16 protein-coding genes are annotated in these 15,753 nt (G+C 74.1%); 13 read left to right on the forward strand and 3 right to left on the reverse strand.

Annotation, left to right across the window (positions count from 1 at the left end; all coding sequences use genetic code 11):
• Window positions 1-17: 17 nt before the first annotated feature.
• Window positions 18-1,412, reverse strand: coding sequence for a M1 family metallopeptidase (locus tag AC07FV_RS14050; RefSeq protein WP_479087183.1), 1,395 nt, complete (start codon window positions 1,410-1,412; stop codon window positions 18-20).
• 196 nt (window positions 1,413-1,608) lie between these two features.
• On the opposite strand from AC07FV_RS14050, the gene AC07FV_RS14055 reads away from it, so the two are divergent.
• The 5 genes from AC07FV_RS14055 to AC07FV_RS14075 all read left to right on the forward strand — a co-directional run bounded on the left by AC07FV_RS14055 (window position 1,609) and on the right by AC07FV_RS14075 (window position 5,649).
• Complete coding sequence (locus AC07FV_RS14055) at window positions 1,609-2,685, forward strand: LacI family DNA-binding transcriptional regulator (RefSeq protein WP_479087185.1); 1,077 nt, start codon at window positions 1,609-1,611, stop codon at window positions 2,683-2,685.
• Between the two features lie 101 nt (window positions 2,686-2,786).
• Complete coding sequence (locus AC07FV_RS14060; protein WP_479087187.1) at window positions 2,787-3,227, forward strand: NfeD family protein; 441 nt, start codon at window positions 2,787-2,789, stop codon at window positions 3,225-3,227.
• Between the two features lie 2 nt (window positions 3,228-3,229).
• A complete protein-coding gene (locus AC07FV_RS14065) occupies window positions 3,230-4,276 on the forward strand; it encodes an SPFH domain-containing protein (protein WP_479087189.1) in 1,047 nt (348 codons plus the stop codon).
• A 67-nt stretch (window positions 4,277-4,343) separates the two neighbouring features.
• The gene (locus AC07FV_RS14070; protein WP_479087191.1) at window positions 4,344-5,354 is read left to right on the forward strand and encodes a TerC family protein; all 1,011 of its coding nucleotides are present in this window, start codon (window positions 4,344-4,346) and stop codon (window positions 5,352-5,354) included.
• Between the two features lie 100 nt (window positions 5,355-5,454).
• Window positions 5,455-5,649 carry a hypothetical protein gene (locus AC07FV_RS14075; protein ID WP_383637480.1) on the forward strand — a complete coding sequence of 65 codons (195 nt, stop codon included), beginning with the start codon at window positions 5,455-5,457 and terminating at the stop codon, window positions 5,647-5,649.
• A gap of 57 nt (window positions 5,650-5,706) precedes the next feature.
• Here the strand turns inward: AC07FV_RS14075 and AC07FV_RS14080 are convergent, their stop codons facing one another.
• Window positions 5,707-6,624 carry a DUF3152 domain-containing protein gene (locus tag AC07FV_RS14080; protein WP_479087193.1) on the reverse strand — a complete coding sequence of 306 codons (918 nt, stop codon included), beginning with the start codon at window positions 6,622-6,624 and terminating at the stop codon, window positions 5,707-5,709.
• Between the two features lie 113 nt (window positions 6,625-6,737).
• Between AC07FV_RS14080 and AC07FV_RS14085 the strand changes: the two genes are divergently transcribed.
• The 3 genes from AC07FV_RS14085 to AC07FV_RS14095 are packed head-to-tail and all read left to right on the forward strand — an operon-like array spanning window position 6,738 to window position 9,546.
• The gene (locus AC07FV_RS14085) at window positions 6,738-7,427 is read left to right on the forward strand and encodes a response regulator (RefSeq protein ID WP_479087195.1); all 690 of its coding nucleotides are present in this window, start codon (window positions 6,738-6,740) and stop codon (window positions 7,425-7,427) included.
• Window positions 7,428-7,438: 11 nt separating this feature from the next.
• Entirely contained in the window at window positions 7,439-8,935 is a 1,497-nt protein-coding gene (locus tag AC07FV_RS14090; protein ID WP_479087197.1) for an ATP-binding protein, read from the forward strand.
• Window positions 8,932-9,546 carry a hypothetical protein gene (locus AC07FV_RS14095; RefSeq protein WP_479087198.1) on the forward strand — a complete coding sequence of 205 codons (615 nt, stop codon included), beginning with the start codon at window positions 8,932-8,934 and terminating at the stop codon, window positions 9,544-9,546. The genes AC07FV_RS14090 and AC07FV_RS14095 overlap by 4 nt, the downstream gene beginning before the upstream one ends.
• Window positions 9,547-9,684: 138 nt before the next feature.
• On the opposite strand, the gene AC07FV_RS14100 is transcribed toward AC07FV_RS14095, so the two are convergent.
• Window positions 9,685-10,041, reverse strand: a complete 357-nt coding sequence (locus AC07FV_RS14100; RefSeq protein WP_479087200.1) for a DUF6479 family protein — start codon at window positions 10,039-10,041, stop codon at window positions 9,685-9,687.
• 121 nt (window positions 10,042-10,162) lie between these two features.
• Between AC07FV_RS14100 and AC07FV_RS14105 the strand changes: the two genes are divergently transcribed.
• From AC07FV_RS14105 to AC07FV_RS14125, 5 genes are all read left to right on the forward strand, one after another.
• The gene (locus AC07FV_RS14105; protein WP_479087371.1) at window positions 10,163-10,540 is read left to right on the forward strand and encodes a four-helix bundle copper-binding protein; all 378 of its coding nucleotides are present in this window, start codon (window positions 10,163-10,165) and stop codon (window positions 10,538-10,540) included.
• A 65-nt stretch (window positions 10,541-10,605) separates the two neighbouring features.
• Entirely contained in the window at window positions 10,606-11,466 is an 861-nt protein-coding gene (locus tag AC07FV_RS14110) for an oxygenase MpaB family protein (RefSeq protein ID WP_479087202.1), read from the forward strand.
• 61 nt (window positions 11,467-11,527) lie between these two features.
• Window positions 11,528-13,753 (forward strand): serine/threonine-protein kinase, encoded by a 2,226-nt coding sequence (locus tag AC07FV_RS14115; protein ID WP_479087204.1) that lies wholly within the window; start codon window positions 11,528-11,530, stop codon window positions 13,751-13,753.
• 77 nt (window positions 13,754-13,830) lie between these two features.
• Window positions 13,831-15,444: a phytoene desaturase family protein gene (locus AC07FV_RS14120; RefSeq protein WP_479087206.1), complete on the forward strand. Its 1,614-nt coding sequence runs from the start codon at window positions 13,831-13,833 to the stop codon at window positions 15,442-15,444.
• Between the two features lie 104 nt (window positions 15,445-15,548).
• Window positions 15,549-15,740, forward strand: coding sequence for a DUF2795 domain-containing protein (locus AC07FV_RS14125; protein WP_479087207.1), 192 nt, complete (start codon window positions 15,549-15,551; stop codon window positions 15,738-15,740).
• The last annotated feature ends 13 nt before the right edge of the window (window positions 15,741-15,753 follow it).

Raw genomic sequence — 15,753 nt, forward strand, 5'->3', positions numbered from 1 at the left:
CCCGGCCGCCCGTCTCCTCACCTGATGCGATGACTCTCCCAGAACGGGCCGAGGTCCTGGTCCGTCAGGGACTCGGCGGCGGCCTTGAAGTCGGCGGTGGTGGAGACGCCGAACCAGTGGTCCCGGGCGTAGCGTTCGAGCAGGCGGGCCATGGTGCGGGCGCCCAGGGTCCGTTCCAGGTCCGCCAGGGCGCAGGGACCGGCCGTGTACACGAGGTGGTACTCGCTCCGGTGCCGCGACCAGTACTCCATCGAAGCGGTGAGTTCGGTGCTGTCGTCGGGCCAGTGGACCTCGGACCAGCAGTCACGGGTGTCCCAGCCGTAGAAGCGCGCGTTGGCGTACTGGGCGAAGCTCTCGTCGAGCCACGGCGAGGCGTACTCGTCGTTGCCGACGATCCCGTACCACCACTGGTGCGCCACCTCGTGGACGACGGCGCTGCCCTCCTCCGCGGTGCCGAGGAGGACCAGGCCGGGGTACTCCATGCCGCCACCGAACCCGCCGGTCATCACGAGGTCGATCTCCCCGTACGGATAGCGGCCGAACTCCCGGCCGAACCGGTCGAGCGCGGCGGCGGCCTCCGTCCGGTTCAGGCGGACACCCGCATCGGGTGTGCCGGCCGCCCAGTACGACCTCACACGCACGCCCCCGGGCGTGGTGTCCGTCGCCGTGCGGAACGGGCCCGCGGCCCACGCGAAGTCCCGCACCCGCTGGGCGACGCTGTGCGTCACGACCCGGCCGGGGGCGCCGGGCCGGGTCCGGGGCACACCGGTGGCGGGCACCTTCAGGGCCGACGGGTGGTCGAGCCGGACCCGGAAGTCGCTCGTCAGGGCGTAGAAGCTCTCACCGACGGCCGTGTACGGGTCGAGGTGCCACCCCTTCGCGTCGTGCACGGCGAGGACCGGCAGCGCGTTGCCGAGGAAGCGGTGGGCACCCTCCCGTCCGAAGCGGGCGTTGCGCTCGGGCACCGTGAGGGAGAGGTCGAAGGTGACGGACGTCCGGTCACCTCGGGCGAGCGGCTCGGGCAGGTCGATCCGCAGAGCCGTGCAGCGCACGGAGTGAGCGGCGGGTGTACCGCCCCGTACGTGCGACACCGTGACGGGCGAAAGCGCGCCCGGCCCTCCGCACCCGTCCTCGCCGTTCCCCCACAGGCGCAGGTACACCTCGCGCAGCGGCCGGTCGGAGGCGTTGCGGAAGGACACCCGCTGCCGCCCGGTCCAGTGGCCGCCGTCGGCGTCGGAGCGCAGGGTCACGTCGTAGCGGGCCCCGTCGGGCGTGGCCGCGGCTCCGGGCACGCCCGGCCCCGACGCGGCGCGGGCGTCGCCCGGGGCGGAACCGGCCGCCACGAGGAGCACCAGCAGGACGGCGAACAGACGGCGACCGGAGACGCAGGACCACACGACCGACGGAGTCATGCCGGCGGATTCTGCCACAACAGGCCTCCGGCACAACCGACTTGAGCGATCCCGTCGCCCGAGGTGGGGGACGGCCGGCACGTCTGCGTGGCAGACGGCGTCGTCGATGCCGGTGCTACCTCGCCTGGCTAGACTTCCCGCGGGGCCGCCGACCGCCGCGACACGGCCGGCCCCTGGTTCTCCGGAGAGGCGAGCGATGTCATCGGAAGCACAGGGAGCGGGCGAGCCCGCGGCGCGGCGGACCGCCGGCGACGGCGACGGGCGGCAGCCCGGGATGACCGACGTCGCCCGGCTGGCGGGGGTCTCCGCGCAGACGGTCTCCCGCACCCTGGCCGGCCACCCCCACGTGCAGCAGAGGACCCGCGCCAAGGTGCTCGCCGCCGTCGAGCAACTCGGCTACCGCAGGAACAACGCGGCGCGGACGCTGTCGTCGGGGCGCAGCCGCACGATCGGGGTCGTGACCCTGCAGACCACGTTCTCCTCGCGTACGAACCTGACGTTCGGCATCGAGACCGCCGCCCGCGGCGCCGGTTACACGGTCAGCACCGCGACCACCGCCTCGCTGGACACGGAGGCGATCGAGGGGGCGCTGTCGCGGCTGGCGGAGCAGGGCGTCGAGGGTGTCATCCTGTCGGTCCCGCTGGTCCGTGTGAGCCCGCGGATCGAGCAGCTCACCCGCTCCGTGCCCACCGTCACCGTCGACGGGTCGAGGACCCCGGCCACGGAGGTCGTCGCCGTCGACCAGACCCTCGTGGCGCGGCTGGCCACACGTCACCTGATCGACCTGGGCCACGAGACCGTGTGGCACGTGTCGGGGCCCGGGGAGTGGCTCGACGCCGCCGGCCGCCGGGCCGGGTGGCGCGCCACGCTGGAGTCGGCCGGACGGCCCGTGCCCCCGGTGCTGGAGGGCGACTGGACCCCCGCCTCCGGCTACCGGAACGGGCTGATCCTGGGCAGCATCCCCGACGCCACCGCGGTGTTCGTGGCGAGCGACGAGATGGCCTTCGGGGTGATCCGCGCCCTGCACGAACTGGGCCGCGGAGTCCCGGAGGACGTCTCCGTCGTGGGAGTGGACGACATCGCGCTGGCCGAGTACTGCTCGCCCTCACTGACCACGGTGGCCCAGCCCTTCGCCGAGATGGGAGCCCTGGCGGTCGCCCACCTGATGCGGCACATCGCGGACCCGGCCGCGGCACCCGACCCCGCCTCCGTCGAGCCGGCGCTGATCGTCCGCGCCAGCACCGCGCCACCCGGCGGCCGGGCCGGGCCGTGACCGCGGTCCGGAAGGGTTCTCTTCTCCGGAAAGACAGGTAAAATCGCTTTAAAGTAGGCGTCCTGCCAGGCGTACCCGCACCGTCACGGAGGGGGGTCGCCATGGATCCGTGGCTGATCTGGCTGATCGTCGCGTCGGTTCTGATCGTGGCCGAGATCTTCACCCTCACCGCCGCGCTCGGCATGCTGGGAGCGGCCGCGCTGATCACGGCCGCGGCCGCCGCTGCCGGACTGTCCGGGCCCCTCCAGTTCGTGGTGTTCACCCTCGTCGCCACGGTCACCGTCCTCTTCGTGCGCCCCGTCGCCCTGCGCCACCTCCTCCAGCCCCAGACGGAGCGGTTCGGCGTGGACGCACTCGTCGGCCGGGCCGCCTACGTCGTGACGGAGGTGACGGGCAGGGAGGGCAGGGAGGGCAGGGTCCGCATCGGCGGGGAGGAGTGGTCGGCCCGTTCCTACGACGAGACGCTCGTGATCCCCCCAGGGGCGACCGTCGACGTCCTGGAGATCAGCGGCAGCACCGCCCTCGTCCACCCCCGGGAGTGACCATGGAAGTCTCGGCGTTCCTCGTCGCAGGTGTGATCGTCGCCCTCCTCGCGGTATTCACCGTGGTGCGCGCGGTACGCATCGTGCCCCAGGCCCGCGCCCGCAACGTCGAACGGCTCGGCCGCTACCACCGCACCCTGAAACCCGGGCTGAGCCTCGTCATCCCGTACATCGACCGCGTGTATCCGGTGATCGACCTGCGGGAGCAGGTCGTCTCCTTCAAGCCGCAACCCGTGATCACCGAGGACAACCTGGTCGTCGAGATCGACACCGTGCTGTATTTCCAGGTGACGGACCCGCGCGCGGCCTTCTACGAGATCGCCAACTTCCTCCAGGCGGTCGAGCAGCTCACCGTCACCACCCTGCGCAACGTCGTCGGGTCCATGGACCTGGAGAAGACGCTCACGTCACGGGACACCATCAACAGCCAACTGCGCGGCGTACTCGACGAAGCCACCGGGAAATGGGGGCTGCGGGTGAACCGGGTGGAGATCAAGGCCATCGACCCCCCGCAGTCCATCAAGGACGCGATGCAGAAGCAGATGCGTGCCGAGCGGGACAAGCGGGCCGCGATCCTCGGCGCGGAAGGGCAGCGCCAGTCGCAGATCCTCACCGCCGAGGGCGACAAGCAGGCCGCGGTCCTGCGTGCGGAGGGAAACCGCACCGCCGAGATCCTCAAGGCGGAGGGTCAGTCCCGGGCCATCGACGAGGTCTTCCAGGCCGTGCACCGCAACGACCCCGACCCCAAGCTCCTCGCCTACCAGTACCTCCAGGTGCTGCCGCAGCTCGCGCAGGGCTCGGGCAGCACCTTCTGGGTCATCCCCAGCGAGGTCACCTCCGCCCTTCAGGGCGTGTCCCGGGCCTTCACCGAAGCGCTGCCCCAGTCGCCCGCCACCCGCGAGACCCGCTCCGACGACGGCGCCGACCAGGCCGCCAACGACGCCGCGCAGGCCGCGGAAGCCGCCGCCCAGGCACTCGCCGACGCGGCCGAGGCCGACAAGGCGACGTCCCCGGCGCCGCGCCGCGCCCCCGCGACCGACGACCGGTGAGGACCCGCGAGGTGGTGCACACTCGGGTGTAGGGGGCCGTCTCTCCGCAAGCCACTGCGAGGCCCGCATGTTGGATGTGCCGTTCTGGCTCTGGGCGGTCTTCGCCGCGACCGTGGTCGTGTCGCTCGCCGTCGACCTGCTGGCCCACCGCCGCGCCCACGTCATCGGCTTCAAGGAAGCGGCGGCCTGGAGCGGACTGTGGGTCGGACTCGCCCTGGTCTTCGGCGCGGTCGTCTTCCTCGTGCTCGGCGGCACGGCGGGCACCGAGTACACGACCGCGTGGCTGCTGGAGAAGAGCCTCTCCGTCGACAACCTCTTCGTCTTCGCCCTGATCTTCGCCTACTTCAAGGTGCCCCGTGCCTACCAGCACCGGGTCCTGTTCTTCGGCGTCATCGGCGCCCTGGTGTTCCGCGGCCTCTTCCTCGCCGCCGGTGTGGCCGTGGTCAGCCGGTTCACCGCCGTCCTGTACGTCTTCGCCGCCGTTCTCTTCTACAGCGTCTACAAGATCCTCAAGGGCGAGGAGGAGAGCTTCGACCCCGGCCGGAGCCTCGCCGTCCGGCTGCTGCGCAAGGTGATCCCCGTCCGGGACACCTACGCGGGCCCGAAGTTCTTCGTGAAGGAGGCGGGCAAGCACGTGGCGACGCCGCTGCTCGCCGTCGTCGCCGCCATCGAGGCCGCCGACCTGATCTTCGCCGTCGACAGCGTGCCGGCCGTGCTCGCCGTCAGCGACGACGCCTTCATCGTCTACACCAGCAACGCCTTCGCCATCCTCGGGCTGCGGGCCCTGTACTTCATGCTCTCCGGGCTGCTGGACCGCTTCCACTACCTCAGCAAGGGCCTGGCGATCATCCTGGGCTTCATCGGCCTCAAGCTCATCCTCCAGGCGACGCACAAGCTGGTCAGCCCCTCCGTGCCGGAGATCCCGTCGCCGGTGAGCCTGGCGGTGATCGTGGTGGTGCTCGCGGGGTCCGTGCTCCTGAGCCTGCGACGTCCGGCGGACGCGCCGGCGGAGAGCGCCGGTGACGACGACGGGGAGGAGACACTCACCGCACCGCGGGGCGACCGGGACGCGCCGTGAGGCGGCGGCACGACGGCGGACCGCTCCCGCGGGCATACGTACACCAAAAACGGGCAAAAACCCACCAAAGCCCTTCTATCGTGCCGCGGACGTGAGCATCATGAGCCACCACACCGAGCGAACGAAGACAGCGCAGGTCACATCGGAGCGCGAGGACGTCTGCCCGTCCTGCGGGCACACCGTCCCCGCGGAGGTCTCCCGGCACAAGACCCTCGGGATCTACGTCCCGGTCTGGCGCCGCGGCACCTGCCACAACCCGGACTGCGCGACGGCCGCACCGGACCGGCGCCCGTGACCCCCCGGCCCGGCGCGACGGCGCGAGCGTGCGCCCGGAGGACACCGGCCGGGCCGGTCAGCCCAGGGCGGGCCCGGTGACGAGGCGGCCCTCGGCGTCGTAGGGCCAGACGTTGGTGCGGCAGCCGTGCAGCCCCTTGATCTGCTGCATCATCACGGGCGCCGGCCGTCCCGCTCCGGGGCAGCCCACATGGCCGTGGCCGAGGAAGTGCCCCACCTCGTGGTTGACGACGAGGGCCCGGTAGGACGTCACGTCGTCCGCGTAGTACTGGGTCGCCAGCAGCCACCGCTTGAGGTTGACCATGACGTCCTGTCCCACGTTGCAGTTGACCTCACCGCCGGTGTCGAGACCGTACCGGCCGCAGATCTCGTCCACCGTCCCGGCCGTGGCCAGGCGCACCCGGAAGTCCGAGGCGCCGCCGGCCACCCGCCGGAATCCCACCTTCCCGTCGGCCGTCCAGCCCCGTTCGTCGGCGAGGACGCGCTCGACCTCGGTCGCGACGTCCCCCGCCGGAATCCCGATGCCGTCCTCGACCTGGACCACGTAGGTCAGCGTCCGCTCACGCCCCCCGACCCGGGCACCGCCGCCCGACGCGGTGGTGAACGTCCCGGGTCCCGCCGACGGGATCGCACCGGCGTCCGAGCCGGTCGCCGTCTCCTTCCCGTCCTCCGCGACCTCGACCGGCTGCCGGTCCTCCGCGGTCCGCCCCTCCTCGCGCGACCCGTCCGTCTCGACGGCCTCGCGCGAGACAGGGGGCTCGGAGGCCGTCGGCCGCCCGGTGGCATCGGCCGAGCGGCCGGACGGCTCCGTCGGCTCCCTCAGGGCCAGCCCCCCGGCGCCGAGCAGTACGGCACCCGCCACGAGCCCGGCCCGAAGCAGCGGCGGTCCGCCCCGACGGCGGCGGGAGCGGCCCCCGCCGCGGCGTCGGCGGTCCCTCTCGGAGGCGGGCGAGGGCGACGATCGGTGCGCGTTCATGATCACGCAGAGTGGCGCCGCCTTGTGATCGGGCGGGGACCGCTGTTGGACCGCTGTGTAACAGCCGTGCCCCGAGCGCCGGTGTTCGCACGTTCATACGCATACTGAGATCCATGCCACGGGTCCTGATCATCGAAGACGACCGCGCCGTCCGGGAGGGCGTGCGGCTGGCCCTGCGCCGGCAGGGCCACGAGGTCGCCGCGGCCGCGACCGGCGAGGACGGGCTGGAGTGCCTGCGGTCGTTCCGGCCCGACGCCGTGATCCTCGACCTGATGCTGCCGGGCATGCCCGGGCTGGAGGTGTGCCGCCGGATACGCGCCGGCCACCAGGTGCCGATCATCATGGCCACGGCCCGCGGCGACGACACCGACATCGTCGTCGGACTGGAGGCCGGAGCGGACGACTACGTCGTGAAACCGGTCCGTGCCCGCGTACTGGACGCACGCATCCGCGCGGTGCTGCGCCGCGTGGGCGGCGGCCCGGACGACCACGGCACGCCCCGTACCGAGCACCACGGCGACCTGGTCATCGACCGCGCCGGCCTCACCGTCACCCACCAGGGGCGGCCCGTCGCCCTCGGCCCCTCCGAACTGCGGCTGCTGCTGACCCTGTCCGCCTCGGCCGGGCAGGTCTTCAGCCGCCAGCAGCTCCTGGAGGCCGTGTGGGAGCACAACTACCACGGGGACGCGCGCCTCGTGGACGCCTGTGTGAAACGCCTGCGCTCCAAGATCGGCGAGCCCGCGGGCCGGCCGCGCTACGTGCACACCGTGCGCGGCTTCGGCTACCGGTTCGGGACCCGGTGAGAGTGCCCCGGGTGGCGCGCGCCCTGACCGGGCTGCGCGTGCGGCTGGTGGTGGCCTTCACCCTCGTCGCGGTCGTGGCGACGGTGACCACCGGAGCGCTGACCTTCCGCGAGGCCCGCACCCGGCTCCTCCAGCAGAGCCAGGACACGGTGATCGAGGACTTCCGGCACCGCGTCGACACCCTCGTCCCCAACTACCGTTTCCCGCCCGAGGAGTCCGACCTGCGGTCGTTCGCCGCCGACGTGTCGCGCGGCGGGCGCTCCCAGACCTGGCGGATCCTGGTGGCCTACGGGGAGGCGAGCGCGACGTCCATGTCCGGGGACGCCTTCCGCGAACTGTCCCCGGCGATGCGCGAGTCCGTACGCACCCGCAGGGCCACGGTGTTCCAGCGGGTGTCGCGGGACGGCCGCTCCGCGCTCGTCGTCGGCACGCCGGTCACCTTCGCGGGCCCGTACCGCACCGCGCAGCCGGTCTCCGGGCTGGAGGTCTACCTGACCGTGCCGCAGCAGGAGGAACAGGGGTACGTCGACGCGCTGGTCGCCGCCGTCGAACGGGCCACCGTGCCCGCACTCGCCCTGGCCGTCCTGCTCGCCCTGCTGGCCGCCCGCGGGGTGCTGCGGCCCGTACGGGCCCTGCGGCGGGCCACCCGCAGCATCGCGGAGGGCCGACTGGACACCCGGCTCACGGTGCAGGGCTCCGACGAACTCGCCGATCTGTCCCGCACCTTCAACGAGACGGCCGCCGCCCTGGAGGGCTCGGTGGCCGAACTGCGGCGCATGGAGGCCGGTGCCCGGCGCTTCGCCGCGGACGTCTCCCACGAACTGCGCACCCCGCTCGCGGCGATGTCGGCGGTGACGGACGTGCTGGACGAGGACGCGGCCGGCCTGGACGGCGACACCGCCATGGCCGTACGCCTGATCAGCGAGGAGACCACGAAACTGGCGGGCCTGGTGGACGACCTGATGGAGATCTCCCGGTTCGACGCGGGCGCGGCCGCCCTGCACCTGGACGAGATCGACCTCGCCGAGTCCGTACGGCGCACGCTCGCCTCCCGCGGCTGGCAGGACACCGTGGAGACCGACCTCCCGGAACCGGGCGCGCTGCGGGGCCGGGTGGACCCGCGCCGTCTCGACGTCGTCGTCGCGAACCTCGTCGCCAACGCCCTCCGCCACGGGGCGCCCCCCGTCCGGCTGCGCCTGCGGGAGGAGGCCGGCCCCCGTGCCGGACGGCGGGCGGTCGTGACGGTCGCCGACGGCGGGGACGGTATCCCCGGCGAGGTCCTGCCGCACGTCTTCGACCGGTTCTACAAGTCGGACAGCGCCCGGACCCGCAGCGAGGGCAGCGGCCTCGGCCTGGCCATCGCCCAGGAGAACGTGCGCCTGCACGGCGGCACCGTCCGCGCGGCCAACCAGCCGCAGGGCGGCGCCGTCTTCACCGTCGTCCTCCCCCTGCGCCCGGACGGCGCACGGGAGCCGACGACGCACTCCGCGAGGGGGGACCGCCCGTGAGACCGCCGGCCCCGGTCCCCGCGCGGGCGTACGGCCGCACCGAGGCGAGCGCCCGCCGCCTGCTCCCGCTGCTGCTCGCGGCGCTGCTCCCGCTCTCGGCCTGCGGCATCCCCGCCACCGGTGTGGTCGAGGCGGGCGAACCCGCGACCGGGGTCCTCGATCCGGGCCCCGACCCCAGCCCGTCGCAGACCTGGCCCGAGCCCGCTCCCGCCACAGTGGTCCCGCTGTACTTCGTCGTCGACGGAGCGTTGACCACGGCTCCCCGTGCGGTGCCCGGCGCGGGGGCCGACCTCGGCAGCACGGTGCTCATGCTGTTCCGGGGGCCGGACGCCGAGGAGCGGAGGAACGGGCTGACGACCGAACTGCCGCCTTCCACGGTGGCGCCCACCATCCGGACCGACGGAGCGGCGGTGAGCGTCCAGCTCCCCGAGGACGCCGCGGGCCTCAGCGACCTGGCCGTCGACCAGCTGGCCTGCACGGTCGCCGTCGCCCGGATGCGCCAGGACCCGACACTCGGGACCGCGCAGGTGACGGTGGAACAACCCGGCGGCCGGCTCGCGGGCCGCTCCGGCGAGGACTGTCCGGCCGACGGGGCGCGGAGGAAACGGTGAGCGCGTCCGCGGGGGCGGCGACCCGTGCCGGTCGGCACCGTGCCCGACCCGTCCGCGGACACGGCAGTGGGCCCGGACCGGAGTCATCCCGGTCCGGGCCCACCCGCGCGGCCACGTGCGGTCACGGCACCTCGGGGGTCAGCGTCCGCCCGGGCCGCCGCTCCCGAAGGAACCGCCGGTGCCCTCGTCCCAGCGGGGCCGCTCCTGCCCGGAGGCGGTACGGCTGCCCTGGTGCCCGAGGTCGTGCGGCAGCGTCCGCTCGTCGCTCTGCGGCATCTCGTCGGGCTCCCGGCGCTCCCGGGTCTCCCGAACGGGCCCGTCCGCGGGCATACGGGGCTGCTCCTCCGGGAGCGGCGGCGGCGACTCCTTGCGCTTCTGCCGGCTGCCGAACGCGAACGCGCCGATCAGCAGGCCCACCACCACGACGGCCGCGACACCGATGCCGATGCCGATCCCGGCAGAGCTCACGGCCAGGTCCATCCATGCGTTGGTCATGGAGCGCGGGTACCCCCGGCTCCGCGTGACCAACCTGCTCAGCGGCACTCTCCTGCACCGCCGGCGAGGGGCGGCGCCGGCCCGACGGTTTGGCGGCGAGCGCAACGGCAACCCGCGCGGTGTGACATCGACGACGACTTCCCAGCAGGAACTGTTCCGCTTCCTGGAGGACCGTTTCGCTTGTGCACAGGCGTGTACCGAGTGCGCCAGGGCGTGCGCGCTGCGGGCGAGCCTCGTGGACCCGGACGGGACCGAGAACCAGGAGCTCGTACGGCGCAAGGGCATCATGTGCGCGGAGGTCTGCGACGCGACCTGCCGGGTGCTGTCCGAGCAGAACCAGGTGGACGAGGCCGCCATACGCGTCCAGCTCGAGTGGTGCCGGCAGGTGTGCCTGGAGACCGCGCACGTCTTCGACGGGCACCCCGGGGCGGAGGAGGCCGCCCAGGTGTGCCGGGACTGCGCCCGGGCCTGCGGAGAGTTCCTCGACACCCTGCGCTGAGGCGGCATGGGGCCCCGCGGCCCGAGCCCCTGTGGCCGCCGGGCGCGGCGCGTTAGCCTGCCGGTATGACGGCGACGCGGACGACCGGTGATCCGGGGCTGTTCGGCCCTCACTCGGTAACCTGGCAGGCACACGGCGACCCGATGATGTGGATCGCCGGCATCCGCGCCCTGTACCTCCAGGCCCTGCATCCGCGCGCGGTGCGCGGCGTCATGCAGAACAGTGACTTCCGGCGCGACGCCTGGGGCCGGCTGATGCGCACCGCGAGCTTCGTCGGCACCACGACGTACGGCACCACCGACGCCGCGGAGCGGGCCGGCGCCCGGGTACGGAAGATCCACCGCAGGCTCGGGGCCACGGACCCCGCCACCGGCGAGCGGTACGGCGTCGACGAACCCGCGCTGCTGCTGTGGGTGCACTGCGCCGAGATCGGCTCCTACCTCCACGTCCTGCGCCGCTCCGGATTCCCGCTCACGGACGCCCACGCCGACCGCTACCTCGCCGAACACCGGCACAGCGCCCGTCTGGTGGGCCTCGACCCCGAAACCGTGCCGGGGAACCGGGCCGAGCTGGCCGCCTACTTCGCGCGCGTGCGGCCCGAGCTGGCCGCGGGGCCGGAGGCGCGCGAGGTGGACGACTTCCTGCTCCGCCCGCCCACACACCCCCTCCTGGTCCCGGCACGCGAGCTGCTGTGGCGCCGGGTGGCACATCTGGCGTACGACTCCCTACCGCCGTACGCCCACGAGCTCTACGGCAGACCGGCCCCCGCACCCGGCACCGTCACCCGGCGGCTGCGTGTCACCGGCACCCTGCTGCGCGCGATCCCCGCACGTCTGCGCTGGCAGCTGCCGCCCAAACACATCCTGCGCGCCACAGCCCGGCTCGGGCCGGCCGCGCGCCCGGCACCGTACAAAATCGGACCGTAGGCCGCCATACTGGACCGGCCGGGGGAGGGCGGATCGGACTGCTACGGGGGCGGGCAGCGCGATGGGGGACAGCACGCTGATCCAGGGCCGGTACCGGCTGCTGGAGCGGATCGGGCGCGGCGGGATGGGCGAGGTGTGGCGGGCCCGCGACGAGTCACTGGGCCGTCGGGTCGCCGTCAAGTGCCTCAAACCACTGGGCACGCACCACGACCACTCCTTCACCCGCGTCCTGCGGGAGAGGTTCCGGCGCGAGGCCCGGGTGGCCGCCGCGCTCCAGCACCGCGGGGTGACCGTCGTGCACGACTTCGGCGAGTGCGACGGCCTGCTCTTCCTGGTCATGGAGCTGCTGGAGGGACGTGACCTGAGCCGGCTGCTGGAGGAGCACGGACACCGTCCGCTGCCGGTGCCCGACGTCGTCGACATCGCCGAACAGGTCGCCTCCGCACTCGCCTACACCCATGAACAGGGCATCGTGCACCGCGACCTCAAGCCCGCGAACATCGTGCGGCTCGCCGACGGCACCGTGAAGATCTGCGACTTCGGCATCGCCCGGCTCGGCCACGACGTCGGCTTCACCGCCCGGCTGACCGGCACCGGCATCGCGATGGGCACCCCGCACTACATGTCGCCGGAACAGATCGGCGGGGACGAGGTCGACCGGCGCAGCGACCTCTACTCGCTGGGCTGCGTGCTCTACGAGATCGCCACCGGTGCCCCGCCGTTCGACCTGGACGACGCCTGGGCGGTCCTCGTCGGCCACCGCGACACGGCGCCCCAGCCGCCCCGCACGCACCGCGCCGAGCTGCCCGGATACCTGGACCGGATCATCCTGGACCTGCTGGCCAAGCGGCCCGAGGAGCGCCCGGACGACGCCCGCGAGCTGGGCCGTCGGATCATCGCCGGCCGCACCGCACCCGGGCGTGCGCCGACCGTCGTGGCGTCCCGGCCGCCGACGCCCCGGCCGGCCGGGGGACGGGCCGCACCGCCGTCCTGGACCCACGGCGCGGTCACCGCTCACAAGCCCACCCGCACCGGGCCGCGCGCCACGCCCCCCGAACCGGCCGCCGGCCCGTCCGGCGCGTGGCACCCGACCCCGCGCCCCGGCGACGACGGAATCCCACCCGCCCCCGGCGAGCGATCCGGTCCCGCGCCCGGAACGGCCGGCGCGCTGACCGTGCGGCACCACGCGGGGCTGAGCCTGGGCCGGCTCGGCCGCTGGGCGGAGGCGGGCGAGGTACACCGTGCGGTGGCCGGCGAGCGCGAGCGCCTGCTGGGCCCCGACCACCCCGACACGCTCGCCAGCCGCTACGAGGCCGCCTTCACCCTCAGCCGCACCGGTCGTGCCGCCGACGCGCTGCGCGCCTACAAACGCGTCGCCGAGGCGCGGATCCGGGTGCTGGGCGCCGACCACGCCGACACCCTCGCCGTCCGGCAGGAGATGGCGTACGTGCTGGGCCGCCTGGGGCGGTACGCCGACGCCCACCAGGTCTACACCGCGGTCCTCGCCGCCCGTGAGCGGGTCATGGGGACCGACCACCCCGACACCCTGCGCTGCCGCCACAACCTGGCCTTCAACCTCGGCCGGCTCGGACGCCCCGAGGACGCGTACCGGCTGGCCCGCGAGGTGGCGGCCGCCCGCGCCCGGGTGCTCGGCCCGGCCCACCCGGACACCCTGGTCACCCGCTTCGAGGTGGCCTACGAACTCGGCCGGCTGGACCGCTGGCAGGAGGCCCTGTCCCTCTACCGGGAGGTGGCCGAGGCCCGCACCCGCGCACTCGGCCCGGCCCACCCGGACACCCTCGCCGCCCGCCACGAGACCGCCATCAGCCTCGGCCGCCTGGGCCGCAGCGCCGAGGCCCTGGCGGTCTGCGAGGCGCTGGTCCGCGACCGCGCCCGCGCCCAGGGCCCCGACCATCCCGAGACCCTGCGCGCCCGCCACGGCCTGGGCGTCAACCTGGGCCGGCTCGGCCGCTGGGAAGAGGCCCTCGCCGAGTCCCGCGAGGTGTGCGCGATCCGCGAGCGCGTCCTGGGCCCGGACCACCCGGACACGCTCGTGAGCCGCCGCGAGGTCGCCGTCGGGCTCGGCTGGCTGGGCCGCTGGTCCGCCGCCCTCACCGAGTACCGCCGGGTGGCACGCGCCCGCGAGGGCGTCCTGGGCCCCGACCACCCCGACACCCTCGCCGCGCGCGACGACGAGGCCCACTGCCTGGAGCAACTCGGCCGCGGCGCCGAGGCGGTGGAGCTGCACCGCCGGGCCGCCCCGCGGCGCATCGCGGAAGCCGGCTGACCGGCCGGCGCCGGGGGCTCGGCCACCCGGCCCCTCGCGGCTCTGGCCGCCCGTCGCGGCCCGTGCTACCAAGAGCCATGACCCCGCCCACCCCGCCCGGCGCCCGCCGTACGCCCCACGCCTCCCATCCGCCCCACGCCTCCCGCGCCTACGACGCCGTCATCGTCGGCGGTGGCCACAACGGCCTGGTCGCCGCCGCCTACCTGGCCCGCGCCGGCCGCTCCGTGCTCGTGCTGGAACGCCTGGACCACACCGGGGGCGCCGCGGTGTCGACCCGCCCCTTCGCCGGGGTCGACGCACGGCTGTCGCGCTACTCGTACCTGGTCAGCCTGTTGCCGAAGAAGATCGTGCGGGATCTGGACCTCGACTTCCGGGTACGGGGACGCACCGTCTCCTCGTACACGCCCGTGGAGCGGGACGGCCGGCCCACCGGGCTCCTCGTCGGCGGGGGTGAGCGGCGGACCCGGGAGTCCTTCGCCCGGCTGACCGGTTCGGACCGGGAGTACGCGGCCTGGCAGCGGTTCTACGGCATGACCGGCCGGGTCGCCCGGCGGGTCTTCCCGACCCTCACCGAGCCGCTGCCCACCCGGGACGAGCTGCGTCGCCGGGTCGACGACGAGGCGGCCTGGCGCGCGCTGTTCGAGGAGCCGATCGGTGTCACGATCGAGGAGCACTTCGCGGACGACCTGGTACGGGGAGTGGCCCTCACCGACGCCCTGATCGGCACCTTCGCCGACGCTCACGACCCCGGCCTCAGCCAGAACCGCTGCTTCCTCTACCACGTGATCGGCGGCGGTACGGGCGCCTGGGACGTCCCGGTCGGCGGCATGGGCGCCCTCACCGACGCCCTGGCCGACGCGGCGCGCGCCGCGGGCGCCGTGCTGGCCCCCGGGCACGAGGCGGTGCGGATCGACACGGACGGACGCACGGCCGAGGTCACCTACCGCTGCGCCGACGGCGAGACCGTCGCCGCCGCGCGCCACGTCCTGGTGAACGCCTCCCCGCGGGAACTGGCGACGCTCACGGGACAGGCGCCCCCGCCACCCGCCGAGGGCGCACAGCTCAAGGTCAACATGCTGCTGACGCGGCTCCCCGCGCTGCGCGACCCGGGGACCGACCCCCACGAGGCCTTCGCGGGGACCTTCCACATCGCGGAGGGCTACGAGCAACTGGCGACCGCCCATGCCCGCGCCGCGGCCGGCGAGCCGCCCGAGGCACCGCCCTCCGAGATCTACTGCCACTCGCTGACCGACCCCACGATCCTCGGCCCCGACCTGGCCGCGAAGGGCATGCACACGCTCACCCTGTTCGGTCTGCACACCCCCGCCCGGCTCTTCGCGCGGGACAACGACGCGGTGCGCGAGCGGCTCCTCGCGTCGACCCTGGCCCAACTCGACGCCCACCTGGCCGAGCCCCTCGCGGACTGCCTGGCGACCGACGCCGACGGGCGGCCCTGCATCGAGGCCCGGTCGCCGCTCGACCTGGAACGCGACCTGCGCCTGCCCGGCGGCCACATCTTCCACCGCGACCTGACCTGGCCCCACGCCCAGGAGGGCACCGGCCCCTGGGGCGTCGAAACGGCGCAGCCCAACGTCCTGCTGTGCGGAGCGGGCGCGGTACGCGGGGGAGGGGTCAGCGGGGTGCCGGGACACAACGCGGCGATGGCCGTGCTGGACCCGTCGGCGAGCTGACGGGTGCATGCGCCCGTCAGGGCCGGGTACCGCGATATAGCGGACATTCCGCACTCGTGGGCCGGCGCCGCGAGTCCGGCAACCGGCACCCCAAGGAGCCTGCCATGGCGGACCTCAGCCCGATCGAACTGCAGAAGGCCCTCAGCGGCGCGGACTACCCGGCGGACAGGAAGGCGCTCGTCGACCGCGCCCGGGAGAACCAGGCGGACGACAAGGTCGTGAGCCGTCTCGACGGTCTGAAGGAGAACCGCTTCGACGGGCCGAACGAGGTGCAGAAGGCCGTCTTCGACGACTAACCGCCGCGACCGC

It is taken from the genome of Streptomyces sp. NPDC045956, assembly GCF_056430705.1.